Below are 24,919 nucleotides of genomic sequence, written 5' to 3'. Positions count from 1 at the left end.
ATTTTCTGACAAATATTTCTCAAATAAACTTCGAGTAATTTCTACCATTCAATCAATGAAAATAATTTCGATCAATCAACCAGTAAAAATCCACACAAGTTGTTCTTCATAATCTCTTAATGATCTTACTTAAAACCTCGTCAGTTTTAAGCTCCAACCCAACCACTTAACGTTTCGTTTCATGCATTGCGTTGGTGTGCTGCGTATTCTATACAGTTTCCGAACCAGTGCAAGAGCTTTTCTTAAAAATATTCAAAAAAGCGCACTGTACGTTTATTTTTTAATCTGAATTGCTATTTTTAGCAGTTTTAATGCTTTTTTCCAGTCATTTTTGGCCCGAAAGTTTAAGCAAATGTGAATTTCTACTGGTTTAGTTTTTATTAAAAGGGATCGTTGCATACGATCCCTTTTAATATTGAACAATAAATTTTAATTTGCCTGCTCGCCAAGCCAATTCATAAATTTTTGTCGTTCAGCTTTAGATGCCTGTTTCCACAACTGAATTAATTGCTGATCAAGCTGACCAACTGATACATTTTCCCGAACGTTTGCAGTAGCCACATTCGGTGTGCTTGCAGTTTGAGTGTAGACCGCTGCTGGCTGATTTGTTGGAGTTACAACTTTATTCGTTGTCAAATCCACAGATTTTCCTAAAATACTTTGCCCTAGTAATGGTTTCGCTACCTCTTTTGCTCCTACCTGCTGAACCAGAAGCTGATTTTTTGCATCATATAAACCAATAATTGGCTGATCTTTATATTTTTTCGCTTCATCAAAATTTTTAGGCGCGTTAATTAAACCCAATTTATAAGCTTCACCATCTTTAAGTTCTGGAGTTTTTACAGTTACTACGCCAGATTTTAAAATGTCATGAGAATTGTCATTGTGCTGGAAAAATTCAGTATAATGAACACTAATCGCATTTGTACCCGCATCCAGTTTATAAGTTTGATCTGAGCGCAATAGACCTGAACGCACTTCCTGATCATTCACTGCAATCATCTTGATTTCTTCAGGTACGGTTAATGTCACGGCTGAAAAAACTGATGTGCTGCCCAATAATGCAACTACAGCTGCTGTGATACGTAAATCCATGTCACTCACTCATTCTGGTTAATATATAAAATTTTCATTGCACTATGCCGTGTACAAATGACAATTCTATGACAAATGCTTTGCCTCTACAGCACTTTACTCAGCATTTATCAGACTATCTATCTTCTGATTTCTGCTATATCACACATAAAAAAGAAGTACTTAACAGTACTTCTTTCTCATCTCTAAATCGATTATGCGAAGGTCTTAAATCGTTCTGCATCATCCATAAAGGTTTTTTCACCTGGAGGCGCTTCGATTGAACCAAATACCAATTGAGCACGAAGCTTCCAGTTTGATGGAATACTAAAAGTTTGCGCTACTTCTTCATCGATGATCGGATTGTAGTGCTGTAGTGATGCGCCAATATTATGTTCAGCCAAAGCTGTCCAGGTTGCAAACTGCGCAATACCGCTAGCATGCTCTGACCAGATCGGGAAATTATCTGCATACAGCGCAAATTTTTCTTGCATTCCTTTAATGACATTCTGGTCTTCATAAAACAGTGCAGTTCCATAACCTGCCGCAAAACCATCTATTTTGCTATTGGTAGCCTCAAAAGCATCTGCTGACACTAGGTCGCGTAAAGTTTCACGCACAATATGCCAAAAAGTATCATGTGATTGACCAAACAAAATCACCACGCGTGAAGATTGCGAGTTAAAAGATGATGGACTATGTTTCACCGCCTCTTTAATGATGTACTCAATTTCTGCCTGATCCAGGCTGACATTTTTCCCAATAGCATAAATACTACGGCGCTTTTTAATATGATCTAGAAATGCCATGATCTCACCTCGTTCTATTCTGATTATTTAAAACCAATAAGATCATCCTAAGCATTTTCACTGCCCAAAACAGTCTTATTTCGATAACAATGTGTTTTATTTATAGAACATTCTCAGAGATACTAAGGTTGATCCTTTGTATCAATCACCTTAGCGCATGCTAATTTCAAAAATCGCCGGTCTTAGCTAAATACCTGGAAGCTGTCTGGATTCACTGACTCAATTTTATCTTCTATTGCTTCTTCAATTGAACCGAAACAGAGCTGAGCACGTAGCAACCAGTTTTCATCAATCTTAAAATGCTCAGCTACAGCGTGATTGATCTGCGCATTATAATGTTGTAACGAAGCACCTAGACCAGCATCTGCCAGCGCAGTCCACGCAGCAAACTGCACCATGCCGGAAGTCTGCTCTGACCACAGTGGAAAATCATCAGCACTAAATGGAACCTTCTTCTGTAATTGCTGAATGGTACGCTGATCTTCATAGAATAAAATCGTGCCATAGGCATTTGCACATTGATCCAGCTTGATTCTAATCCCCTCGTAGACCGATGCCGGCACATGCTGGCGTTGAACATCTTTCACAATGTTCCAGAATTGATGATGTGAATCGGCAAATAGCACGATAATGCGTGCACTTTGTGAATTATAAGCTGAAGGACAACTATGCACAGCTTCCTGAATCAGCTCGGTCAGATAAGCTTGACTGAAATGCACACGCTTACCTAGCTGATAGATCCCACGACACTTTTTTTAATTTCTCAACAAAAGTGAATTCTAAATTTTCAACTACTTTACTCTTTTTAGGAAATTTAAAATCCTTAGTCAGGTCAGTTGTTAATACCTGCCCAATTTTATTGAGTAATGCCATTTTCTACCCTCTACATATAGCCTGAACTTCAATCACCAGGCAAATCCCATACAATTATAATGGGTTTATTCAGGCAGGCAGGATTTGCTGTTTTTTTCATGCTGCTTTTTAGAGCATTCAAGCCCCTTAAAAGCAACAAACTCCGCATTTAGCGGAGTTTATGTGATGCAAGTCGCATTAATTATTTTTCAGTTTCAAACAATGCCGCAACGAATGATTTTGCTGAGAATGGACGTAAGTCATCAATTTTCTCACCTACACCGATAAAGCGAATCGGTACATGGGTACGGCTGGCGATATTAAACAGCACACCACCTTTTGCAGTACCATCCAGTTTGGTAATAGTTAAACCTGTCAAACCTACTGCCTCATCAAACATTTCAACTTGATTAATGGCATTCTGTCCTGTACCAGCATCCACCACCAGCATCACTTCATGTGGTGCAGTCGCATCAATCTTCTGCATCACACGTTTAACTTTGGTCAATTCCTGCATCAGGTGACCTTTATTATGCAAACGGCCTGCAGTATCTGCAATTAAAACATCCACACCTTTGGCACGCGCACTTTCGAAAGCATCAAAAATGACTGAAGCGGAGTCAGCACCATGACCTTGGGCTACGACGGCGATATTGTTGCGTTCACCCCAGATCTGTAACTGCTCAGTTGCAGCAGCACGGAAAGTATCACCCGCAGCCAGCATGACTTTTTTACCTTCGCCTTGCAGACGTTTTGCGAGTTTTCCAATGGTCGTGGTTTTACCTACACCATTTACACCCACCACCAGAATTACATATGGATTTTTGTTTGGATCGATATGCAGCGGTTTTACACGCGGAGCCAGCAAAGCCACCAGTTCTTCCTGAAGTGCTTTATACAGTGAGTGAGAATAAATCAGGTCACCGCGTGCAGTACGTTCAGTCAAATTGGCAATAATCGTTTTGGTCGCATCAACACCGATATCTGCAACCAAAAGCTGTTCTTCAACTTCTTCTAATAATTCATCGTCAATTTCTTTGCCACCAATCAGGATATTGACCATCCCATCGGCAAGATTTTTACGGGTTTTGGTTAAACCCTCTTTCATACGGCTAAAGAAACCGCCTTTTGCAGCAGGTTCTTCTTCCTGAGCTTCTGTCGCTACAGGTGCAGAAACTTCAGCAGTTGCGCTTGGTGTTTCTACAATCGGCACATTAACCGCAGGTAAACTCGGTAATGTGACATCATCATCTCCGATATCAGCATCAATCAAAAATTTGTTTTGCCCATTAGATTGCTGTTGCATGCCGAATCCTTGAAAAGCATTGCGTTAAAAAATTGAATTCTAGCATAACTTGCAGTGTTTTGAGCGGGCAATCCAATCCATGAATAAACAACCAAAAAATAACAGTGTTTGGTTGCTTTCAATACAAGATTTCTGAAAAATAATCCTAAATACAAATATCTATTCATTGGAAGACTTTGTGTCCACATCTTTTTTTGCTATCTCCTCCTTATCCAGAATCATCAAACAGCGGATTTCTCCTGTTGCAGTACTCATCCTGAGTTTTGGTTTTAGCCCGGTGCATGCCGCAACACAGAGTGAATTATCCCGCACCACCATCGAAACCTATTTAGGTAATGGCTTAAAAGTCATTATCCGGGAAGATCATCGCTCCCCGATGGTGATGACACAGATCTGGTATAAAGTCGGCAGTAGCGATGAATCTGGTAATATTCTCGGCGTCTCTCATGCCTTGGAACACATGATGTTTAAAGGCACGAGCAAAGTTCCCAATGATGAATTTACCCGCCTGAGCCGGATTTATGGCGGTAGTATTAATGCTGCGACCTTTACCAATTATACGAACTATTATCAGCTCTATCCTAAAGCCTATTTTCCAATGGCGCTAGAACTCGAATCTGACCGCATGAACAACCTCTTGTTACGCCAGCAAGATTTTGATCCGGAAATTAAAGTGGTAATGGAAGAACGGCGTCAGCGTACTGATGATAATCCGCGTGCCCAGGCATTTGAACGATTTAGATGGATCAGTTACCCCACCAGTCACTATCGTCAGCCCGTGATTGGTCACATGAAAACGCTCAATAATATTCAGCTGAGTGATGTTAAAAAATGGTATCGAGACTGGTATAGCCCGAATAATGCCATCCTGGTCATCGTCGGGGATGTTGACGTTCAAGAAGCTCTCGTTCAGGTACAGAAATATTTTGGCGATATTCCGATGCGTCCCACACCCTCACATAATGACGTACTCGAGTTTGAGCGCTTAGGCTATCGTCATATGGAAATTGAGAGCAATGTTCAGGTGCCTAATCTGTATATGACCTGGAATGTGAAATCTCTAGCTACCGCCAAGAATCCTCAAGATGCCTATGCTCTAACCATTATTCGCAGCCTGCTGGATAGTGGGATTTCTTCTCGGTTGCAGGATCGTCTGGTTCGCGACCGCAAAGTGCTTACTTCTGTGAGTGTATCCTATGATCCTTATAACCGTGGAGATAGCCTGTTTGGTATTTCCGCACTTCCGGCTCCAGGCGTTAACCTGGCAGAAGCACAAACGGCCATCCAGAAAGAAATTGATTTATTAAAAACTGAAGCTATTTCTGAGTATGAACTGGCACGGATCAGCACACGCTTTATTTCAAATCTGATTTATAGTCAGGACAGTCTGAGCGGACAGGCCAAAATGATTGGAAACCTTGAAGTAAACGGATTGAGTTACCGCCTGATGGATGAACTGCCTCAGCATTATGACAGTGTCCGTGCAGAGGACATTCAGCGGGTTGCTAATGCCTATTTTGTCCGTGAAAATTTAAGTACGCTCTACCTTTTGCCTGAACAGAAAGCTCAATAATGGTTATTACAATGTCTAAAGTTCGCTCTCTTATCCTTTTAACCAGCTTAAGCCTCAGTTCAAGCCTTTGGGCAGAAAATTATTTAGATACCCAACCTGATCTGAATGATAATCCCAGTCAGTTACAAGCGATCCCTCTCCTGCAAAGTTTAAAAAACATTAATCAAAAGCAGGCATTTCAAGCACCTTTTATTCATGACCTGAATAATCACTACAAAGTTCGCACTTTATTTGTTGAAACCCGTGATTTACCTATGGTCGATATTCAACTGACCTTTAATGCCGGATCAGCACGAGATCAGGAAATTGCTAAAGGTTTATTTGGCTTATCCAGCACAGCAGCCAAACTGATGCGCGAAGGAACAGATAAATATACGGCCGCACAGGTAGCTTCAGTCTTTGATGCCACAGGCGCACAATTTAGCGTACAGGCTTATCGCGATATGTTTGTCGTTCGCCTGCGAACTTTGTCAGATCCCAAGAAAATGGAACCTGCTTTGGGCATGATGATGGAAGTTCTCAAAAATGCCACATTCAAGCCTTCCAGTATTCAATTAGCACTCAGCAATACTCAAGTAGGACAAAAACAGCTTCAGGAAAATCCAAGCAAACTGATGGATATCCGGTTTTATCGGGCATTGTATGGTCAGCATCCTTATGCCGAACCCATTACCGGCACCATTGGCAGTACCAAAAAAATTACGGCTGATTTACTGAAAAAATTCCGCGACCAGTTTCTGGTAGCACAAAACATGAATATTGCCATTACCGGCAAACTCAGTCCTAAACAGGCACTGGAACTTTCTGAACGAATTGCAGGCAATTTGCCTCAAGGACAGAAAGCTGTTGCATTAGCTGAACCTGAAGAAAAATCGGGTTTTGATATTGTGCATTTGCCTTATAACTCATCCCAAGCGCATGTGACCTTCGGCCACTTAGGACCAAACCGTTTTACTGAAGATCGGCTTGCTCTAGAAGTGGCCAATCGCATGTTTGGTGGTAGCGGATTTAATGCAGTATTAATGCAGGAATTAAGGGTAAAACGCGGCTATACCTATGGTGCTTATAGCACATTGAGCTTTAGTCAGGCACCCGGTATATTTAGCTTCCGTTATTCGACTAGACAAGATCAATTACTGGATAGCATTCAGGTCGCACATCAGGCTTTTATCAACTTTGTAAATCAGCCGATTGATACTAAGCGACTGGAAGAAACCAAGGCCGGGATGTTAAGAGCATTTCCGAATAATTACAGCAGCAATGCCACAATCAATGCCCAGTTAGGCACAATGGGCTTTTATGCAGAGCAAGCCGACTATCTGTCACGCTATCCAGAACGTCTAGCCAAAATTACCGCAGCAGATGTGCAAAATGCCGTGCGCAAATATCTGCATCCAGAACGCTTGACACTGGTCGTGGTAAGTCAAGAATTAGATAAAGAAGCATTAAAACTACGACTGGAACAGAACCTGTTAGATCCTTCTACACCACTGCCGAATACGATTCCAATACCTAAGGCATATCCACAGAAACCGGCGGAAGCTGACGAGCCCGTAGAGATTCCTGCTGATACGCCTGCATCAATTTAAGATATTGACCGCGATGGATGCGTTGCTGTTGCAGCAAAGTCTGAGCCATATCCTGGGTTTGGGGTAAGCTCTGCTGTTCTGCAAGTTGCTGAAGTAAATTAAATTGGGAAGTCGTCAGTGGACGATAAATGGCAAATGTGGCCAGGCATAAGATTAATGCCACAATGAAAATAACAACCGCATTATAAATTTGTTCAAGCTTAATTTTATTCAGAAAATCGCTTAATTTTTTGCTATCTATAGCCATACACTACCTCAAGTTGCAGCTAGTGTATGGCTGGGCCCCATGAAGTTCAAGTCAAAGATTGAATGACCAGTATAAATACACATCTCGATATGACTATAAATCGGTTAGGATTTCAACAATTCGTACACACTCCAGGCAATGACCATAGCCACCAGACCTAAAACCAGTAAAATTGCAAACTTGCTTAAGCCGGCTTCTGCTTCAGGTGGATGCAGTCGATCTTCATCTGCAATTCGGACCAATTCATCATTATAGTGACTATAAAACTCTGCACGCTGGGTTTCGTCCAGAGCGCGGGTAAAATCATAAACTTCTTTACGTTGAGCCAGACTGTAATCACCTAGATGGGTATATTTGTCATAAATTGCCTCATCCAGTTTTTTACGGTGTACATGCGCCAATTCTGTAATCTGACTGGCTGTTGGGGGCATATCAAAACTGAGCCCTTCAAGAGTTCTTTGCATCATGTTGTTCTCCTTTTCTTTTGTTCTATTGTTAAAATCTATACCAACCCAACTTCCAAGTGTGTATAGTTTGATCGTACAAACTATAAATTAAGTAAACAGGAAAGCTGATATAGTTGACTTTTCCATTATTCTGTAATATTAGTTTAATAATAGTAAGTTATATTTGTATTTAGACTTAAAAGTCTATCCGAAATCATAATTAAAATTAAGGAGTTTTTATATTATGCAGAATATCTCTCAACATGATTTGGAACATCTGTATGCAGATGCAGTGAATACCATTCAATCGCAAATGAACTTTGTCGATGCAGTAAAACAATTAGAAGATGCAGCGCGCGCCGGTCACGGTAAAGCAGCTCTCTTTTTAGCTGAACTGTATTATCAGGGTTTTCGTGTAGAACGAGATTCACTCAAAGCACAATACTGGCAGAACATGGCCACCATGCAAGCCTGAAGAAACGTCACCTCGGTGACGTTTTTTTATGCCATTTTTTCGAAATACTGCAATTAAGACATAATTTATTACGATTGCTTGCAAAGCTGAAACAGTAATTTCACTTGAACTTTCTAGAATAGAGCTGAACTCTAATAGCACTTTATTTTAACGACAATGCGAAAAATTATTCAATACGACCCGATTTGTAAAAACTTTCTTTTGAGGCTGACCATCCTCAAATCTATGATGTATTGCGGCGTTTTGTGGGGCGTCTATCATCAGGGTTGGGCGATGATGCGTGATCAGGAAGATTATATTTTTCCATTCTGGCTTAATTCTCTGGATGCCAAAAATTATGCCAAGGAACATTGGCCAGGTTATGTACCCCGTAGAATCAACCCGGAAGATTTCGAAAACAACTTGTTACCTACACTGTCTCGACTAGCCGTGACACCTACTTTATGTAGCGGCAATGGCACTAAACTAAAGTTATCCATTCCACAGATGCGTCACCTGTTTTTTTCACATCAAAGACTGCACTTTGCCTAAAAACATGTTATTTATAAAGACATAAAATAGACACCTAGAGATGTTCAGCTGGATACATACTCTAGGACTAATAATAATTAGATAAAAAGGACTCAATAGAATGACCAACGTAGCACAAGTGCTCGGTGATAAAGTACATCAGGCAGTTTATACCATCCGTCCAGACTCTACAGTTTTAGAAGCAATTAGCCTGATGGCAGAAAAAGGAATCGGGGCGCTGGTCGTTACCCACGAAGATAGTGTGGTCGGCATTTTGTCAGAGCGTGATTACACCCGTAAAATCGCATTGATGCAAAGAACCTCTTTTGATACCACGGTCAATGAAATTATGACACCTAAAGTCATAACCGTGACTTCTGCAACTTCTGTTGAAGACTGCTTAGCATTAATGACTGACCGCCATTTACGCCACTTACCTGTAGTTGAAAATGACAAACTGATTGGCCTGATTTCGATTGGTGACTTGGTCAAAGCTGCAATGGAAGATCAACGTAAGCTGATTGATCAGTTACAACAATATATTTCAGGCTAAAATTCTTTCTTAGTTGAATACGTAAATTAAGACTCAAACTCAAAATGTCATTACAAACAAATGACAATGTCATATCAAAACCAGATTAGATATAAAAAATCCCAGCCTTAAGACTGGGATTTTTTGATTATTAGATCAAATTAAAGACCGAGTTTCTCTGCGACATAGTCAGAGTCTTTATCACCACGACCTGAAAGATTCACTACAATCTTAGTCTCTTTAGGCAGTTTACCCGCTTCACGAATTGCCCAAGCCACTGCATGTGAACTTTCTAATGCTGGCACAATTCCCTCAACGCGTGACAGGGTCATAAAGGCATCCAGACATTCCTGATCTGTTGCTGTAGTGTATTCCACACGACCTAGATCTTTCAGCAGGCTGTGCTGTGGCCCTACGCCTGGATAATCCAGCCCAGAAGCAATCGAATGCACAGGTAAAGGCTCACCCTGCTCATCTTCGAGTACATAACAGGCCATACCATGCAACTGGCTTGGTTTACCCAAAGTCAGCGTTGCGGAATGCTTATCAGTATTTAAGCCATGACCTGCAGGCTCTACCCCCACCAGTTTCACTTCTGGATCATTCAGGAATGCCGTGAATGCCCCCATGGCATTTGAACCACCACCCACACATGCCACCACAAAGTCTGGGTTTGCACCGAAGCGTTCATTGGTTTGAACCTTGATTTCATCGCCAATAATGGACTGGAAATCACGCACCATCATTGGGAATGGATGCGGTCCTACCACCGAACCAATCGCATAGATATAGTTTTTCGGATCTTTCAAGTATTCTTCAAAAGCACTGTCGACTGCATCTTTAAGGGTCGCGGTACCACGCGTCACAGAAATCAGCTTAGCACCCAAGATTTTCATCTTTACGACGTTTGGATGTTCTTTTTCGATATCCACCTGGCCCATATGAATTTCACATGGAATACCCACCAAAGCACATGCAGTAGCCAATGCTACACCATGCTGACCTGCACCGGTTTCTGCAATGACTTTGGTTTTACCCATGTATTTCGCTAGCAGTGCTTCACCCAGGCAGTGATTGATTTTATGTGCACCGGTATGATTCAGGTCTTCACGTTTTAAATAGATCTGTGCTCCACCTAACTGGTCAGAAAGACGTTTAGCATGAAACAAAGGACTAGGACGGCCGACATAATTGGCAAACAGGTCTTTTAATTCATTCTGGAATTCTTCAGTTTGACGGATTTCCTGATAGGCAACATTGATGTCATCCATGGCCTGTTTTAGATCTGGTGGAATGAACTGACCGCCATATTGACCAAAGAAACCCTCTTCGTTCGGCAACGCAATACCATTAATTTGATGAGCCATAATAATTCCTGAATATTGGAATAAGGTATAACAAGTGACTTTATACTAGAATATTTCGTTTTAAAGCACTAATAACTATAGATAAAGTCACTTATAGATAAATGGAATCAACGCGCCAGATATTTGGTCATATCCTCAATGCCTTTTAAGGTCATTGGAAACATATGATCTTCAAAGATTTGCTTAATCAGGCCAATAGTATGCGTGTAATGCCAGTATTTTTCTTCTTCAGGATTAAGCCAGGCGGTTTTATCAAAATGCTGACGCAGACGCTGTAACCAGACCTGTCCTGCCTCATCATTCATATATTCGACCGAACCACCGACGGAGTTCAACTCATAGGGAGCCATGCTGGCATCACCCACTACAATCACCCGGTAATCCCGTCCATAGGTATTGAACAAGTCCCAGGTATTCATGCGCGAGCTGGAACGACGGACATTATCTTTCCAGACATAGTCGTATAGACAATTATGGAAATAGAAATATTCCAGAGTCTTAAATTCGCTCTTGGCGGCGCTAAACAGTTTTTCACACTGAGCGATATGCGCATCCATTGATCCACCGATATCAAACAGCATTAGTACTTTAATACGGTTACGACGCTCCGGCACCAATTGCACATCCAGAATCCCCTGTTTGGCGGTTTCACGAATAGTACTATCAATGTCCAGTTCTTCAGCCGCACCCTGACGAGCGAACTTACGCAAACGGCGCAGTGCCATCTGCATCTGACGACTACCAAGAATCTGATCATCATCCAGATTACGGTATTGACGCTGTTCCCAGACTTTGACGGCGGAACGTTTACGCCCCGGCCCGCCAATGCGCACACCTTCAGGATGATCACCATAGGCACCAAATGGCGATGTGCCACCAGTACCAATCATCTTATTCCCGCCCTGATGTTTTTTATGCTGTTCGCGCAAGCGTTCTTCCAGCATTTTCATCAGTTCTTCCAGCGATCCGGCTTTTTTCAGTTCTTCACGCTGTTCAGGGGTTAAGTGCTTTTCCAGAAGTTCCAGATCAAACCAGTCTTTGGGTAGTTTATGCACCTGATTCAGCAGTTCATCCAGATCAAAAGTCGCGATACCATCAAAGTAATCTTTCATGGCGCGATCGAACTTGTCGAAGTAGCGCTCGTCTTTGACCATCACAGTTTTAGCAAGCTGATAGAACTCGCCCTGATCAGCAAAAATCACGCCTGCCGCCACCGCTTGATTCAGATCAATCAGCTCACGGGTGGAAACTGGTACGCCATATTTTCTGAGGGTATAAAACAATCGCACAAACATGCGTGTTTCTCCCTTAGCGACGCGACATAAAGGCTAGACGTTCAAGCAGTTGTACATCCTGCTCATTTTTGATCAGCGCGCCGTACAAAGGCGGAATCGCTTTGGACTTGTCGGTATTTCTTAAAATGTCTTCCGGCATATCATCTGCCATGAGTAGGCTTAGCCAGTCGATCAGTTCTGAAGTTGAAGGTGGTTTTTTCAAGCCTGGAATCTGACGTAACTTGAAGAAGACTTGCAGAGCTTCATTCACCAGCGTTGCTGAAATATTCTCAAAATGCACATCGATAATTTCACGCATGGTCGCTTCATCCGGAAACTCGATATAGTGGAAGAAACAACGGCGCAAGAAAGCATCTGGAAGCTCTTTCTCGTTATTTGAAGTGATGATGACAATCGGACGCTGGGTCGCAGTAATGGTTTCACCCGTTTCATAAACGAAGAAAGACATCTTGTCGAGTTCATGCAGCAAGTCATTTGGGAACTCGATGTCTGCTTTATCGATCTCATCAATCAGCAATACACAGCGTTCTTCACTGGTAAATGCTTCCCAGAGTTTACCCGGCTTGATGTAGTTCTTGATGTCATAAACGCGATCATCACCTAACTGACTATCACGTAAGCGTGATACCGCATCATATTCATACAGGCCCTGCTGTGCCTTGGTCGTTGATTTGATATGCCAGGTAATCAGCTTCAGTCCAAGGCTTTGTGCCACCTGTTCAGCCAACAAGGTTTTACCTGTACCCGGCTCACCTTTAACCAGCAAGGGTTTTTGCAAACTACGCGCAGCTTTCACAGCTAGTTTTAAACTGTCAGTGGCAATGTACTGATCCGTACCTGAGAATTGTTGAATATCAGCAGACATGATTGAACCTTATTTTTTTATTTACAGCGGTGAACTTTTCTTGTTTGACTCAAGACCCGTTTTACTGGATGCATAGGTCGACCAGCAATAGCCAATCACAGACCCGATACCAATGACAAATAAAATAAGTGACGCATTAATCCAAACGAGTTCATATTCCTTGGTCAGAATTCCAAACAGCAGCCCGAAAATAGCGGGCGCAACTGAAGCATTACTGCCTTCAGAAACGGTTGGAGTCAACAGCACGGCAAAGGCCAACAGCCATAAAAAACCGCCTATTGCCTTTGGCATGCGCTTGGTCACGCCATACCAGCAGGCTAACGCAATCAGGCTGCCCAGCAGATACACTGCAAATGCAATACTCTGGTCAGGAATTGAGTCCAATACAGCTACAAAACCATTCATTTCACAACTCCTGAACTGAGCTTAAGCCCCACGAAGACCTTCTGGTGCTGGTGCATTCGGGTTAATCAAACCTTCTGGTGGCATTTGCAGGAAGAAACCACGGGTAGAAATTGAATCCATCACATGTAAAACATTGGCACGTGCCAGTTTACGTGATTCACTCAATTCAAGATGCATGACAAAAGTCGCACGACCAAACGCAACACGTACCGGTTCAGCCAATACCTCTAGTGGTTCGAAGGTTTCGGCTTCGTTCTCATCTGCAGGACGCGCCACATAAAGATACATTTCATCTTTTTTGCTAGATTTGTAGATAGACACTTGCATGTTTCAAACGACTTTTCTGAAAAAACAATCGCAAGGATACATCAAAAAAACGACAGAAACATTAGCCGCTTCAAATGCATCAGTCGTGATTTTGTATAATTGCTTTATCTTTAATCAATCCAGTAAAAATCACTCAACCACTTTCATCTGTGTCGACAGATAAGACTCATCCTGATGCAATACCTTAATTAGCGGCAGAGTTAATAACTCATAGCGCCAGCCAAGCAAGTAGTTTGGCAGATCCTGTTCATCCTTATGACATACCACATGCTGATATAAGGCATTCAGCCATTTCTTACGCATCAGCACTTCTTTGGGTACAGAGATCTCATTGGATATATTCTGAATCATTGTTTCAACCTTCTCGCCAATCTCTCTGGATGAATGGCGGATTGGACGTGCCAGACGTAATGGCCAGTCGGCCTGATCAGGTAGGAATTTCAACAGATCAAGAATAGTCTTGCCATGTTCACGGACAATATTGGCCCGGATGTCTTTCATCTGACTGAGCTGGAAATTATTGCGCGGGAATTTCTCTACCAGATCAATCATGGTCGAGTTTTTCAGAATAAAACTACGCGGTTGATTCAATGCCTTGGCAATCTGCTCACGCCATACAGCCAGTTGTTGTAACTGCATTAATTGACGGCGTGAATGGCGATAATTACCGACGTCCTGATAAAGCAAGGCAGTCGGTGTTTCTTCACCAATTTCATGGGTCAAAAAACGGCAATCTTCAAGAGCGAAATCGAGCAGATACTTGCTTTCCAGATCCTGTTTGACTTTATCCGACAGTTGCACCAGATAATGCACATCATTGGCTGCATACAGCAACTGCTCAGAGCTTAAAGGCCGTGCCAGCCAGTTAGAGCGGGTCTGATCTTTTTCAATATCGACATCTAGCATCTGTTTCAAGGCATTCTGATAGCTGACCTGCAAACCATGTCCGAGGAATGACATGCCGACCTGTGTATCAAAGACATTGCTCAGGGCTTTTTTCTGGGTGTAATGATAAATCAGGTCAATATCTTCACTGCAGGCATGGAAAATATTCTGTTGAGCATTAAAAATCTTATTCAGAAATTCACTCAGATCCAGTGTTGTTCCATCCAGCAAATAGACATTGTTATTGACATTGATTTGAAAAACACCAAGTTTTGGCCACAAGGTGTCTACCTTAATGAATTCTGTATCCAGGCCATAGACCGGATTTTGATCCATAAGATTCAGGACATGATTTAAGTCGTGCTGATGTTGAATAAATTGAAACATAAAGACTGAGTCTAAAATTAGATGCTCGATGAAGCTATATTACCCGATATATAGAATTTTTATATAAAAATATGACAACCAAATCACACTTTTTGTTCCATATTTTTCGAATATAGCTTATCTAGTTTATATTTTTAATAATATATTTTTTATATTATATATTAAGAGAATATAATTAATATTTCACTTAATTCGCATCCGGTTATGCACTGCCTGACTCAACGTATGACTATCGACATACTCCAGTTCTCCGCCTTGAGGCACCCCTTGAGCGATACGCGTCATTTGCACAGGTAAATGTTTACTGGCTTCAACCAGATAATGTGCGGTTGCTTGTCCTTCGACAGTCGCATTGGTGGCCAGAATCACTTCCTTGATCTGTCCTTGACTTAAGCGTTGCAGTAAATAGGGAATACCGATTTCTTCAGGCCCGATTCCATCTAGAGGTGACAGATGGCCGCCCAGAACATGATATTTACCGCGGAAACTGCCGCTTTGTTCAATTGCCATGACATCTGCCGGTGATTCCACGACACAAAGCAGTTCATCATCACGCTCAAGTGAGGTACAGATATTACAGACTTCATCTTCTGTCAATGAATGGCAGATTGAGCATTCATGAATGTGATCGGTTGCTTCAGTCAAGGCATGTGCCAGACCGATCGCCCCTTCACGATTTTTCATGATTAAATGCAAAGCCATACGCTGGGCCGATTTCGGCCCAACGCTTGGCAAAATGCGTAATGCTTGAACCAGTTGATCAAAACGATCACTAAACATTGCGCATACTTCCTTAGAATAAACCAGCCAGACCAGGTGGTAAGCCCATACCTGAGTTTGCAGATTTCATTTTCTCTTCAGAGATCACTTCTGCTTGACGCGCTGCATCATTCATCGCTGCTGCAATCAGATCTTCGATCATATCCGGATCGTCCTGTAACAGTTCAGGATTGATCTCGATACGCTTCACTACATTGCGGCAAGTCATGGTAACTTTCACCAGACCGCCACCAGCCTCAGCATGCACTTCAGTTTGCGCAAGCTCTTCTTTGGCTTTTTTCATGTTGTTTTCGACTTCTTTTTGCATGCGCTGTGCTTGCTGCATCAACATATTAATGTTCATAAAGATCTCCGAACATATATTTATAAAATTAGATTAGATCTAAACCGCGTGTAATGTCGCGAATAATATCATCAATCTCTTCCAAACCAACAGAAACGCGAATTAAACCTTCACGAATACCCGCTGCTGCTTTGGCTTCTGGAGACAATTTACCATGCGTGGTTGTTGCCGGATGAGTAATGGTTGATTTCACATCACCCAGGTTACCGGTGATTGAAATGAACTGGGTATTGTCAATCACTTTCCAGGCACCTTCACGACCGCCTTTCACTTCGAAAGATACGATACCACCGAAACCGGTTTGTTGTTTTGCAGCCAGTTCATGACCGATATGCTCAGGCAAACCTGCATAGTAAACTTTTTCTACTTTCGGATGTGCATTTAAGAATTCTGCCAGTTTTTGTGCATTGGCAGAATGTTCACGCATACGTAAGCGTAAAGTTTCCAGACCTTTCAGGAATACCCAGGCATTAAACGGGCTCATAGAAGGACCGGTAGTACGTACATAACCAAAAATTTCTTCAAGCAATTTGTGGTTACCTGCCACAGCGCCACCGAGTGCACGACCCTGGCCATCCAGATATTTAGTCGCAGAATATACGACTAAGTCTGCACCAAATTTGAGTGGTTGTTGTAACACTGGTGTACAGAAGCTGTTGTCAATCGCGAGCAATGCATCATTGGCATGTGCAATATCTGCCAAAGCCTGAATATCTGCCACTTCAGCCAGTGGGTTTGACGGAGATTCAACAAAAAGTAACTTGGTTTCTGGCTTGATGGCATTTTTCCATGCATCCAGATCCGTCAGATCGACAAACTCAACTGCGACACCAAATTTAGCCACGTATTTTTCAAATAAAGAAACTGTTGAACCAAATACGGCGCGTGAACAGATGACATGATCGCCTGCTTTCAGGTAAGCCATCGCTACTGCCATAATCGCAGCCATACCAGAGCTGGTCGCAACAGCGCGTTCTGCGCCTTCTAAGGCAGCCAGACGCTTTTCAAACATGGCAACAGTTGGATTAGTAAAGCGAGAGTAAATATTACCCGGCTCCTGGCCTGAAAATTTCGCTGCGGCTTCAGCCGCATTTTCATAAACAAATGACGATGTTAGAAAAATCGGTTCACCATGCTCACCCTCGAAGCTGCGGGTGTGACCGGTACGGATGGCTAAAGTTTCTAATTGATAGTTAAAATCGTCTTGCTGGCTCATCACTTTACTTCAGCCCAAAGGCTGCCTTTTGTAAAAAATTGCCAACATTTTGAGCGTCTAAGCTATTTCAGGTCAAGGCATAATAAGCAATTATTGCTTAGACTTCGACCAATTCTCCTTTGTATACGGATAAATTATTTACATGATTCAGTTAAAACAAAATATTCAACGTCAGAAGAAAAAATTAAAACACCTGAATGCACGGTTATTTAACTCGTCTTCCCTGATTCTTTCGCAAAAAACGCCCTTTGAATATATTGCTGCGACTGAGTTCTGCAAAATTCGCTATTATGCAGCGCCTGAAAAAAAGTACCGTGAGCCGTTAGTCTTTGTTGCCCCTCTTGCGATTAATATGGATATTTATGATCTGTATCCTTACCGTTCACTAGTCAAGCATTTTCAGCATAGCGGTTTTGATGTCTATTTAGTGGAATGGAAACGTTTCCGTTATAAACACCGTCACTTGAATTTCCTGTCTTTTATCGACGGCGCGATTCCTCAGGCTATTGAACGAATCTGCTCGCATTCAGGCAGTCAGTTTATTTCCTTGCATGGCTGGAGTATGGCTGGAATTTTTGTCACGCTTTATACTGCGCTACATTCCCCTGAACATGTTAAAAACCTGATTGTACTGGGTAGCCCGATTGACAGTTATGCATCCGGTCGCGTTGGCAAGCTTTTTAGCACCACCAACAAGCTCATTTCCAAAAATAAAACCCTGCAACAGGCGATTCACCAAGGATTGATTCCTAAGGAATATATTCATTCGCCCGGCATCATCAATGCATTGGGATTTAAGCTCCTTGATCCGATTGGCTGGTTTAAAAGCCAGAAACAGTTTTTGATGAACCTGGAAAATGTTGAAGATGTCTATGAACATGCCACCATGGGCAATTTTTTGAACAAGATGATTGATTATCCGGGTGGAATCAATCAGGACATGGTGCTGCACTTATGGCTGCAAAATCCTTTAAAAAATGGCTCAATGACTTTAAACGGCCGAACGATTGACCTAAAAAATATTAACTGTTCCTTACTGGTCGGGGCTGGGAAAACCGATCAGATTGTTACGGAACAGTCAGCTAAACCTTTGATGGAATTGACAAGTAGTACCGATAAGACGTTTACTCTTATCCTGGGTGGTCATCTTGGACTGATGTCCAATCAGAAAACAGCCAATACATTCTGGCCGAAACTGACCACCTGGCTGGCACAACGCTCAACCCGGATAGATGCTTAATTCCGGAAGAGCCGGCAATTTTCAGGTATTTATTATTTTATTCAGAGGGTATGACATGATTCAGTCAGTGGCATTTATTGGTTTAGGCGCAATGGGTTATCGCATGGCAGCGCATTTACCCAAGCATTTTGAGACAGTTTATGTCTGGAACCGTACTTTTGCCAAGGCTGAAGAACATGCTGCTGAATATGGCACCCAAGCTGTCGCTTTAGAACAGGCAGTTCAGGCAGATATTATTTTTTCCTGCCTGCCGACCAGTGCCGATGTTGAAGCATTAGTCCAAGGCCTCAGCCTTAAAGCTGGCAGTATCTGGGTAGACTGTACCAGCGGTGTTCCTGACGCTGCCCGACGCTTAGAAGAAGCACTGGCTGAACAGGGTGTGATTTTCCTGGATGCGCCTGTGAGTGGCCAGACCATTGGTGCGGAAAATGGCACATTGACTGTGATGGTCGGCGGTAATGCGGAAGGCTTTGAAAAAGCCCTGCCAGCGATGCAGGCGTTTGGCAAATTGATCAAGCATGTGGGGACATCAGGTGCCGGCTTTGCGGTAAAAGCGGTAAATAATATGTTACTGGCTGTAAACCTGTGTGCAGCAGCAGAAGGCTTTACCACGCTGAAAGCGCACGGCGTTGACCTGAATGAAGCGCTGGATTGTATCAATGCATCAAGCGGTAAAAGCAATGTGACTGAAACCGTTTTACCACAGCGTGTTTTGAACCGTAGCTTCCCTGTTACCTTTGCCCTGCCTCTTTTAGCCAAAGATACAGGCATTGCACTTGATCTTGCGCGCGATGCCAAACTGGCAGTACCACTTCTCGCTTTAGGTCAAAGTCTGGTGCAAGCTGCTAGCAATCTGTCGGATAAAAATAGTGACTTTTCCAGTGCTGTAAAAATGTATGAATCATGGAGTAATATTACCATTGAGTAATATCTCGCCATTGAATAATAATAAACAAACCTAATATTGTGACTATAGACTAGCCACATGCAGTGATACTGAGGAAACTCTTATGAATAAGTTATTTGTTGCAGCACTCGTCGGTTCTGCAACTTTGTTTGGGGCTTCAACATCGGTTCTTGCATCTGAACAGGAATGCAAAAAATTGAAAAATGACCATGATGTCATTTATGCATCAAAAGGTTTCTGTTTCAAGGATCCTGAAGCAAAAGCAAAGTTTAATGACAATTGCTACACAACCAAGCCAAAATTTTCAGAAAAAGAGCAGCAACGTCTTGACGCGATCAAAGAACGTCAGAAAGAATTGAACTGTAAATAATACAATTCAATTCTGCTCAAGGAATGCACTTATGACTTACGATGACCAAAATATTTTTGCACGAATTCTGCGTGGTGAACTTCCAGCAATTAAAGTGTATGAAGATGACCGAGTTCTTGCATTTATGGACATCATGCCACAGGCCGATGGTCATACTCTGGTCATTCCTAAAACTCCAGCAATTACCTTGCTTGACCTGGATCCTGAAGTTGCAGCCTATACCATTCAGGTGGTGCAAAAAATTGCCAAAGCGATTGAAAAAGGTTTAGGTGTAGATGGCATTGTACTCATGCAGCTCTCTGGCGCTGCGGCGGGTCAGACTGTTCCGCATGTTCATTTCCATCTGGTACCTACCTCTTTGCACAATCTCGGCAAACATGCTGCACAAATGGGTGATCAGGAAAAAATCAAACAACTGGCAGAGAAAATTAAAGCTGCTCTTTAATTCATTCTTCGTCCTTAAAAATGGAGCTTCGGCTCCATTTTTTATGCCTTATTTTTCATTTTTTATCACCATTCATAAATACAGTATTCCTCTTAAATGACTTTATTAAAACCGCATTACTCATCTACTGGATCAGCGTTAACTAAAGCAAAAAAATCCTGCACAGAATCTTAAAAATTAAAATTGCTCCCTTTTTAGATTTCATAGATCTGCAATATTTCCTTAACCATACTGACTTATTCATCCTCAATACTGAGCACCAATACAGGATGGTAGCCAAGACCGAGCTACTGCATACACCTCAAAAGACCTAAAAAAGTCTGATTGGAGCTTTATATGAAAAAATCACTTTGCATTTTCGCAATTGGGGCAAGCGTTTTTACACCGCTCATGGCAGTCGCTGCTGATGTTAAAGTCTATGGCCGTGCACATGTGTCTTTAGATTATCTGGATGATGGCCAGGATTATAATGAAATTGGAATTTCCTCCAATGCATCACGCCTTGGATTTAAAGCTGAACAAACACTTGAAAATGGCATGACCGTATTTGGCCAGATTGAGCAGGAAATTAACTTTGCCAGTGGCTCTGCAAATGATGATGTCGAGTTTGCTACTCGTGATACCTTTGTCGGTTTAAAAGGTGAGTTCGGTCAGGCACGGATCGGCCGTTTCGACAGCCCATTTAAAGTGGCGCGCAGTCCAGTTAACTTCTTTGGAGATATGGTCGGCGATGTACGTAATGTGACCCGAGTAGGGAATCTGCGTTTTGATGAACGTAATGCCAATAGCATTGAATATAAATCACCAAAATTCGGCAATGGATTTAATGTTCTGGGTGCACTTTCCCTACATGAAGCCAACAGCCCGGATGCATCTAAGGATGGTGAAAAAGATAAAGATAAGGCTTATGACCTTGCCCTTACCTACCAAAAAGATAAAGTTGATTTTGCAGCGGCATATGAACATTATGAAGAAGAAGCCAGTCGTGGTGAACGTGATGGTTTCCGGATTGCAGGTGCCTACAAAATCACGCCAGACTTGAAACTCGGTGGTCTGTATCAGTTCCTTCAGCATGACAATACCGAAGTCAATCCTGATGCTCAGGTCTTTGGCATCGCGGGTGAATATAAATTAGCAGCCAAAACCTCATTGCGTGGACAGGTCTTTCACCGTGATGTAGATGCCGATGATGCCAATGCTACTTTACTGGCGATTGGAATTGAACATCGTCTTGACCCAGCAGTCCGCATCTACAGCAATCTGGCCAGTGTATTAAATGATGAAAACTCAAATCTGACACCTTGGGCACAAGGCCGTAGCAATGCAGTGGCTGGCGCACGTGGTGAAGACAGCTTCGGACTATCGGTCGGTATGCGTTACGACTTCTGAAGCCCTCCCCAATTCCATATTAGAAAAGAGCCTGCCTGATGCGGGTTCTTTTTTATTTTTTAATTAATCCCGACTATTTTAATTAGAATAAAAACTGAATAAAAACCCCAGCAAAATAATCAGGATTAATATACTTGAAAAATAAATTCCAACCATTTTAATCAGATTAAAATAATCTATTGTTACAAAAAACAATCACAAATATTTAGAATAATTATCAAACTTTTAATTAAATATTATTAATATTTTCAATAACTTATAAATATATATTTATTTAAACTATTTGGTCTATTTATTTTTTAGTTACAATCGATTAATAATATATAACAAACCACATAATAGGCTTGTTCACATGAGCTTAGTTTCTAAAAATTTAAACCAAAAAACAGTAAGAGAGATTACTGCGATTTTAATTATCAAGATCATTCTACTTCTGGTAATTAAAAATATTTGGTTTGATGCGCCTACTATTCCAAAAGATTTTGACACTCAAGTCGCCGAGCGTATCGCCGGCAATCCTTCCCAAATCAAGGAGACACGTTGATGATTTCTGAAAGCGTGGTCGATCTTTCGCGGTTCCAGTTCGCTATGACCGCGATGTATCACTTTATTTTTGTTCCACTGACCTTAGGCCTGGCATTTCTGCTTGCCATTATGGAAACCACCTATGTGATTTCCGGCAAAGAAATTTACAAGGACATGACTAAGTTTTGGGGAAAACTGTTCGGGATTAACTTTGCCTTAGGGGTAACCACAGGCTTGACCATGGAGTTCCAGTTCGGAACCAACTGGGCATATTATTCGCATTATGTGGGTGATATTTTCGGTGCACCATTGGCTATTGAAGGTTTGATGGCCTTCTTCCTTGAATCTACTTTCATTGGTTTATTCTTCTTCGGTTGGGACCGTTTATCCAAAGTACAGCATCTGGGCGTGACCTGGTTAGTTGCACTGGGATCTAACATGTCTGCACTGTGGATTCTGGTTGCCAATGGCTGGATGCAAAACCCGGTTGGTTCAGCATTCAACTATGAAACCATGCGTATGGAAATGGTGGACTTTGCAGCACTGATCTTTAACCCGGTTGCACAGGTTAAATTCGTACATACTGTTTCTGCAGGTTATGTGACTGGTGCCATCTTCGTACTGGCGATTTCAAGTTACTATATGCTGAAAAAACGTGACTTGCCATTTGCACGCCGTTCATTTGCGATTGCTGCCATTTTCGGCTTAGCGTCAACTCTTTCTGTGATCCTGCTGGGCGATGAGTCTGGTTATGAAATTGGTGATGTACAGAAAACCAAACTGGCTGCGATTGAAGCAGAATGGGAAACTGAACCAGCACCTGCAGCATTTACTTTATTTGGCTTCCCAAATAAAGAAACCATGTCTACCGATTATGCTGTGAAAATTCCTTATGTTATGGGGATTATCGCTACACGTTCTGTAGATACGCCTGTTACCGGTATTAAAGACCTGCTGGTTGAACATGAAGGTCGTATCCGAAACGGTATGGTGGCTTATGAACAACTGGAAAAACTACGTGCTGGTGATCAGTCTCCTGAGCTGAAAGCTGCATTTGCAGAAACTCAAAAAGATTTGGGCTACGGTCTGCTTCTGAAAAAATATACTGCAAATGTTGTAGATGCTTCTGACGAGCAAATTAAGGCAGCAGCAAAAGATACTATTCCACATGTACCAAGCCTGTTCTGGGCATTTCGTGCCATGGTCGCTTCTGGCTTCCTGATGCTGGTTCTATTTGTTCTTGCAACTTTTGCGGTGGCTAAACGCAATGCAGAAAACAAACCTTGGTTATTAAAATTTGCATTATTTGCACTACCACTTCCATGGATTGCGGCACAAACTGGTTGGTTTGTTGCTGAAGTAGGTCGTCAACCTTGGACTATTGGTGAGGTTCTGCCTACACATTTATCGACTTCAAGCTTAAGCACAGGCGATGTATGGGGTTCAATCATTGCATTAGCAGCGTTCTACACTGTACTGCTGATCATTGAAATGTACTTAATGATTAAATTCTCACGCCTTGGCCCAAGTTCTCTACATACTGGTAAATACCACTTCGAGAAACTTGAAGCTGCAAAAAAGGCAAATGAGGAGGCTCAAGCATGATCGAATATGAATTACTCAAAATAATCTGGTGGGTACTGGTTGGCGTCTTGCTGATTGGTTTCGCCCTGACTGATGGCTTTGATATGGGCTCCATGGCGATCATGCCATTCGTGGGTCAGAATGATGAAGAACGTCGTGCGGCAATCAATACGATTGCCCCGCATTGGGATGGTAACCAGGTCTGGTTTATTACTGCGGGTGGTGCCCTGTTTGCTGCCTGGCCAATGGTTTATGCAACTGCCTTTTCTGGTATGTACTGGGCACTTCTGCTTGTTCTGTTTGCCTTATTCCTGCGTCCAGTAGGATTCGACTATCGCTCCAAACTGGAAAATACCAAATGGCGTAATGCTTGGGATTGGGGCCTAGCAGTTGGTGGTGCTGTGCCTGCACTGGTTTTCGGTGTCGCATTCGGCAATATGTTCCTGGGTGTTCCATTTACATTAGACGAAACAGTTCGTTCGACTTATTCTGGCAGCTTCTTTGCCCTGCTCAATCCATTTGCACTGGTATGTGGTGTTGTCAGCTTATCTATGCTGTGTGCACACGGTGGTGCATGGTTGATGCTACGTACAGATGGCGATTTACGTGAACGTTCTGCCAAAGCAACCAAAATCATGGGGATTGTTTATCTGGTAGCTTTCCTGGCTGCAGGCGCTTGGCTGTACTTTGGTGGTATTCAAGGCTACACCCTAGTTACACCTTTTGATACCAATGGTGTTGCCAACCCGCTTGCCAAAGAAGTGATGACCAATGCCAATCCAGGCTGGATGAACAACTATTCGACTTATCCAATCACAATGGCTGCTCCAATTGCCGGCATTTTGGGTGGCTTGATCATTGTACTGGCAGCAGGTAAAAATAAAGCAGGCCTGAGCTTCCTGGGTTCATCCCTGGCAGTGATCGGTGCAATTTTGACTGCCGGTTTTGCCCTGTTCCCATTCCTGATGCCTTCAAGCATTAATCCGGTTGCAAGCTTAACCATGTGGGATGCGGTCTCCAGCCAAAATACCTTAACTGTGATGACTGTGGCTGCATGCATCTTCGTTCCACTGATTCTGTGCTACACCACTTGGTGTTACTACAAGATGTGGGGCGTGATTACCAAAAAACATATTCAAGAGAATTCACACAGCCTGTACTAAGGCTGTGTCTTAG

27 protein-coding genes and 1 pseudogene are annotated in these 24,919 nt (G+C 42.4%); 13 read left to right on the top strand and 15 right to left on the bottom strand.

The features are described from left to right. Positions 1 to 429 precede the first annotated feature (429 nt). From FTU01_RS08795 to ftsY, 4 genes and pseudogenes are all read right to left on the bottom strand, one after another. Positions 430 to 1,095 carry a DUF2057 domain-containing protein gene (locus FTU01_RS08795; RefSeq protein WP_180138797.1) on the bottom strand — a complete coding sequence of 222 codons (666 nt, stop codon included), beginning with the start codon at positions 1,093 to 1,095 and terminating at the stop codon, positions 430 to 432. Positions 1,096 to 1,289: 194 nt separating this feature from the next. After that, positions 1,290 to 1,883 (bottom strand): nitroreductase family protein, encoded by a 594-nt coding sequence (locus FTU01_RS08790; RefSeq protein WP_180138795.1) that lies wholly within the window; start codon positions 1,881 to 1,883, stop codon positions 1,290 to 1,292. A gap of 182 nt (positions 1,884 to 2,065) precedes the next feature. Further along, positions 2,066 to 2,756: pseudogene (locus FTU01_RS08785) on the bottom strand (nitroreductase family protein). 181 nt (positions 2,757 to 2,937) lie between these two features. Further along, complete coding sequence (gene ftsY, locus FTU01_RS08780) at positions 2,938 to 4,041, bottom strand: signal recognition particle-docking protein FtsY (protein WP_180138793.1); 1,104 nt, start codon at positions 4,039 to 4,041, stop codon at positions 2,938 to 2,940. Positions 4,042 to 4,273: 232 nt separating this feature from the next. Here ftsY and FTU01_RS08775 point away from each other — a divergent pair, with 232 nt between their 5' ends. Together FTU01_RS08775 and FTU01_RS08770 are read left to right on the top strand one after the other, a co-directional pair. After that, complete coding sequence (locus FTU01_RS08775) at positions 4,274 to 5,614, top strand: M16 family metallopeptidase (protein ID WP_373686380.1); 1,341 nt, start codon at positions 4,274 to 4,276, stop codon at positions 5,612 to 5,614. A gap of 11 nt (positions 5,615 to 5,625) precedes the next feature. Next, positions 5,626 to 7,203 (top strand): pitrilysin family protein, encoded by a 1,578-nt coding sequence (locus FTU01_RS08770; RefSeq protein WP_180138789.1) that lies wholly within the window; start codon positions 5,626 to 5,628, stop codon positions 7,201 to 7,203. Here the strand turns inward: FTU01_RS08770 and FTU01_RS08765 are convergent. After that, positions 7,127 to 7,450, bottom strand: a complete 324-nt coding sequence (locus FTU01_RS08765) for a hypothetical protein (RefSeq protein WP_125279147.1) — start codon at positions 7,448 to 7,450, stop codon at positions 7,127 to 7,129. The two genes, FTU01_RS08770 and FTU01_RS08765, sit on opposite strands and share 77 nt — an antisense overlap. 104 nt (positions 7,451 to 7,554) lie before the next feature. Further along, positions 7,555 to 7,917, bottom strand: a complete 363-nt coding sequence (locus FTU01_RS08760) for a hypothetical protein (protein WP_081402667.1) — start codon at positions 7,915 to 7,917, stop codon at positions 7,555 to 7,557. Positions 7,918 to 8,137: 220 nt separating this feature from the next. Between FTU01_RS08760 and FTU01_RS08755 the strand changes: the two genes are divergently transcribed. The 3 genes from FTU01_RS08755 (at position 8,138) to FTU01_RS08745 (ending at position 9,434) form a co-directional block, all read left to right on the top strand. After that, positions 8,138 to 8,371 (top strand): hypothetical protein, encoded by a 234-nt coding sequence (locus FTU01_RS08755; protein WP_034171084.1) that lies wholly within the window; start codon positions 8,138 to 8,140, stop codon positions 8,369 to 8,371. A 156-nt stretch (positions 8,372 to 8,527) separates the two neighbouring features. Beyond that, complete coding sequence (locus tag FTU01_RS08750) at positions 8,528 to 8,902, top strand: DUF2750 domain-containing protein (protein WP_180138787.1); 375 nt, start codon at positions 8,528 to 8,530, stop codon at positions 8,900 to 8,902. A 100-nt stretch (positions 8,903 to 9,002) separates the two neighbouring features. Then, entirely contained in the window at positions 9,003 to 9,434 is a 432-nt protein-coding gene (locus FTU01_RS08745; RefSeq protein ID WP_125279146.1) for a CBS domain-containing protein, read from the top strand. 140 nt (positions 9,435 to 9,574) lie between these two features. Here the strand turns inward: FTU01_RS08745 and trpB are convergent, their stop codons facing one another. The 9 genes from trpB to FTU01_RS08700 all read right to left on the bottom strand — a co-directional run bounded on the left by trpB (position 9,575) and on the right by FTU01_RS08700 (position 17,283). Beyond that, positions 9,575 to 10,780 carry a tryptophan synthase subunit beta gene (gene trpB, locus FTU01_RS08740; RefSeq protein ID WP_179992995.1) on the bottom strand — a complete coding sequence of 402 codons (1,206 nt, stop codon included), beginning with the start codon at positions 10,778 to 10,780 and terminating at the stop codon, positions 9,575 to 9,577. Between the two features lie 107 nt (positions 10,781 to 10,887). After that, on the bottom strand, positions 10,888 to 12,075 hold the full coding sequence (locus FTU01_RS08735) for a VWA domain-containing protein (RefSeq protein WP_180138785.1): 1,188 nt from the start codon (positions 12,073 to 12,075) through the stop codon (positions 10,888 to 10,890). A 13-nt stretch (positions 12,076 to 12,088) separates the two neighbouring features. Beyond that, entirely contained in the window at positions 12,089 to 12,940 is an 852-nt protein-coding gene (locus FTU01_RS08730) for a MoxR family ATPase (protein ID WP_104426039.1), read from the bottom strand. A 21-nt stretch (positions 12,941 to 12,961) separates the two neighbouring features. After that, a complete protein-coding gene (locus tag FTU01_RS08725; RefSeq protein WP_166134853.1) occupies positions 12,962 to 13,345 on the bottom strand; it encodes a hypothetical protein in 384 nt (127 codons plus the stop codon). Between the two features lie 21 nt (positions 13,346 to 13,366). Continuing rightward, positions 13,367 to 13,672, bottom strand: a complete 306-nt coding sequence (locus FTU01_RS08720) for a YcgL domain-containing protein (protein ID WP_004783715.1) — start codon at positions 13,670 to 13,672, stop codon at positions 13,367 to 13,369. A gap of 129 nt (positions 13,673 to 13,801) precedes the next feature. Continuing rightward, entirely contained in the window at positions 13,802 to 14,944 is a 1,143-nt protein-coding gene (locus tag FTU01_RS08715; RefSeq protein ID WP_005235921.1) for an HRDC domain-containing protein, read from the bottom strand. A gap of 183 nt (positions 14,945 to 15,127) precedes the next feature. Next, positions 15,128 to 15,724 (bottom strand): recombination mediator RecR, encoded by a 597-nt coding sequence (gene recR / locus FTU01_RS08710; protein WP_125279141.1) that lies wholly within the window; start codon positions 15,722 to 15,724, stop codon positions 15,128 to 15,130. 13 nt (positions 15,725 to 15,737) lie between these two features. Continuing rightward, positions 15,738 to 16,067, bottom strand: coding sequence for a YbaB/EbfC family nucleoid-associated protein (locus FTU01_RS08705; RefSeq protein ID WP_004783723.1), 330 nt, complete (start codon positions 16,065 to 16,067; stop codon positions 15,738 to 15,740). A gap of 28 nt (positions 16,068 to 16,095) precedes the next feature. Continuing rightward, a complete protein-coding gene (locus tag FTU01_RS08700) occupies positions 16,096 to 17,283 on the bottom strand; it encodes an O-succinylhomoserine sulfhydrylase (protein ID WP_125279139.1) in 1,188 nt (395 codons plus the stop codon). Positions 17,284 to 17,425: 142 nt separating this feature from the next. Between FTU01_RS08700 and FTU01_RS08695 the strand changes: the two genes are divergently transcribed. The 8 genes from FTU01_RS08695 (at position 17,426) to cydB (ending at position 24,906) form a co-directional block, all read left to right on the top strand. Beyond that, entirely contained in the window at positions 17,426 to 18,523 is a 1,098-nt protein-coding gene (locus tag FTU01_RS08695; protein ID WP_180138783.1) for an alpha/beta fold hydrolase, read from the top strand. Between the two features lie 55 nt (positions 18,524 to 18,578). After that, positions 18,579 to 19,451 (top strand): NAD(P)-dependent oxidoreductase, encoded by an 873-nt coding sequence (locus FTU01_RS08690; RefSeq protein ID WP_166134859.1) that lies wholly within the window; start codon positions 18,579 to 18,581, stop codon positions 19,449 to 19,451. Positions 19,452 to 19,533: 82 nt separating this feature from the next. Beyond that, positions 19,534 to 19,800, top strand: coding sequence for a YARHG domain-containing protein (locus tag FTU01_RS08685; protein WP_159124442.1), 267 nt, complete (start codon positions 19,534 to 19,536; stop codon positions 19,798 to 19,800). 31 nt (positions 19,801 to 19,831) lie between these two features. After that, positions 19,832 to 20,245, top strand: coding sequence for an HIT family protein (locus FTU01_RS08680; RefSeq protein ID WP_159124443.1), 414 nt, complete (start codon positions 19,832 to 19,834; stop codon positions 20,243 to 20,245). Positions 20,246 to 20,581: 336 nt separating this feature from the next. Next, positions 20,582 to 21,634 (top strand): porin, encoded by a 1,053-nt coding sequence (locus tag FTU01_RS08675; RefSeq protein ID WP_159124444.1) that lies wholly within the window; start codon positions 20,582 to 20,584, stop codon positions 21,632 to 21,634. Between the two features lie 352 nt (positions 21,635 to 21,986). Beyond that, positions 21,987 to 22,178, top strand: coding sequence for a cytochrome oxidase putative small subunit CydP (gene cydP / locus FTU01_RS08670; protein WP_004783737.1), 192 nt, complete (start codon positions 21,987 to 21,989; stop codon positions 22,176 to 22,178). Then, positions 22,178 to 23,764: a cytochrome ubiquinol oxidase subunit I gene (locus FTU01_RS08665; protein WP_125279135.1), complete on the top strand. Its 1,587-nt coding sequence runs from the start codon at positions 22,178 to 22,180 to the stop codon at positions 23,762 to 23,764. Before cydP ends, FTU01_RS08665 begins: the two co-directional genes overlap by 1 nt. Next, positions 23,761 to 24,906, top strand: coding sequence for a cytochrome d ubiquinol oxidase subunit II (gene cydB, locus FTU01_RS08660; protein ID WP_159123152.1), 1,146 nt, complete (start codon positions 23,761 to 23,763; stop codon positions 24,904 to 24,906). The genes FTU01_RS08665 and cydB overlap by 4 nt, the downstream gene beginning before the upstream one ends. Positions 24,907 to 24,919 lie beyond the last annotated feature (13 nt).

It is taken from the genome of Acinetobacter sp. YH12043, from assembly GCF_013419915.1.
Classification (GTDB): Bacteria; Pseudomonadota; Gammaproteobacteria; order Pseudomonadales; family Moraxellaceae; genus Acinetobacter.
Note: the sequence above shows the minus strand (reverse complement) of the source record. Positions and strands in the feature narration are given on the sequence as shown.

Coding starts and splice junctions, on each gene's coding strand:
- FTU01_RS08795 (WP_180138797.1), bottom strand. CDS start 1,095: ATGGATTTACGTATCACAGCAGCTGTAGTTGCATTATTGGGCAGCACA.
- FTU01_RS08790 (WP_180138795.1), bottom strand. CDS start 1,883: ATGGCATTTCTAGATCATATTAAAAAGCGCCGTAGTATTTATGCTATT.
- ftsY (WP_180138793.1), bottom strand. CDS start 4,041: ATGCAACAGCAATCTAATGGGCAAAACAAATTTTTGATTGATGCTGAT.
- FTU01_RS08770 (WP_180138789.1), top strand. CDS start 5,626: ATGTCTAAAGTTCGCTCTCTTATCCTTTTAACCAGCTTAAGCCTCAGT.
- FTU01_RS08765 (WP_125279147.1), bottom strand. CDS start 7,450: ATGGCTATAGATAGCAAAAAATTAAGCGATTTTCTGAATAAAATTAAG.
- FTU01_RS08760 (WP_081402667.1), bottom strand. CDS start 7,917: ATGATGCAAAGAACTCTTGAAGGGCTCAGTTTTGATATGCCCCCAACA.
- FTU01_RS08750 (WP_180138787.1), top strand. CDS start 8,528: ATGCGAAAAATTATTCAATACGACCCGATTTGTAAAAACTTTCTTTTG.
- FTU01_RS08745 (WP_125279146.1), top strand. CDS start 9,003: ATGACCAACGTAGCACAAGTGCTCGGTGATAAAGTACATCAGGCAGTT.
- trpB (WP_179992995.1), bottom strand. CDS start 10,780: ATGGCTCATCAAATTAATGGTATTGCGTTGCCGAACGAAGAGGGTTTC.
- FTU01_RS08735 (WP_180138785.1), bottom strand. CDS start 12,075: ATGTTTGTGCGATTGTTTTATACCCTCAGAAAATATGGCGTACCAGTT.
- FTU01_RS08730 (WP_104426039.1), bottom strand. CDS start 12,940: ATGTCTGCTGATATTCAACAATTCTCAGGTACGGATCAGTACATTGCC.
- FTU01_RS08725 (WP_166134853.1), bottom strand. CDS start 13,345: ATGAATGGTTTTGTAGCTGTATTGGACTCAATTCCTGACCAGAGTATT.
- FTU01_RS08720 (WP_004783715.1), bottom strand. CDS start 13,672: ATGCAAGTGTCTATCTACAAATCTAGCAAAAAAGATGAAATGTATCTT.
- FTU01_RS08715 (WP_005235921.1), bottom strand. CDS start 14,944: ATGTTTCAATTTATTCAACATCAGCACGACTTAAATCATGTCCTGAAT.
- recR (WP_125279141.1), bottom strand. CDS start 15,724: ATGTTTAGTGATCGTTTTGATCAACTGGTTCAAGCATTACGCATTTTG.
- FTU01_RS08705 (WP_004783723.1), bottom strand. CDS start 16,067: ATGAACATTAATATGTTGATGCAGCAAGCACAGCGCATGCAAAAAGAA.
- FTU01_RS08700 (WP_125279139.1), bottom strand. CDS start 17,283: ATGAGCCAGCAAGACGATTTTAACTATCAATTAGAAACTTTAGCCATC.
- FTU01_RS08695 (WP_180138783.1), top strand. CDS start 17,426: ATGATTCAGTTAAAACAAAATATTCAACGTCAGAAGAAAAAATTAAAA.
- FTU01_RS08690 (WP_166134859.1), top strand. CDS start 18,579: ATGATTCAGTCAGTGGCATTTATTGGTTTAGGCGCAATGGGTTATCGC.
- FTU01_RS08685 (WP_159124442.1), top strand. CDS start 19,534: ATGAATAAGTTATTTGTTGCAGCACTCGTCGGTTCTGCAACTTTGTTT.
- FTU01_RS08680 (WP_159124443.1), top strand. CDS start 19,832: ATGACTTACGATGACCAAAATATTTTTGCACGAATTCTGCGTGGTGAA.
- FTU01_RS08675 (WP_159124444.1), top strand. CDS start 20,582: ATGAAAAAATCACTTTGCATTTTCGCAATTGGGGCAAGCGTTTTTACA.
- cydP (WP_004783737.1), top strand. CDS start 21,987: ATGAGCTTAGTTTCTAAAAATTTAAACCAAAAAACAGTAAGAGAGATT.
- FTU01_RS08665 (WP_125279135.1), top strand. CDS start 22,178: ATGATTTCTGAAAGCGTGGTCGATCTTTCGCGGTTCCAGTTCGCTATG.
- cydB (WP_159123152.1), top strand. CDS start 23,761: ATGATCGAATATGAATTACTCAAAATAATCTGGTGGGTACTGGTTGGC.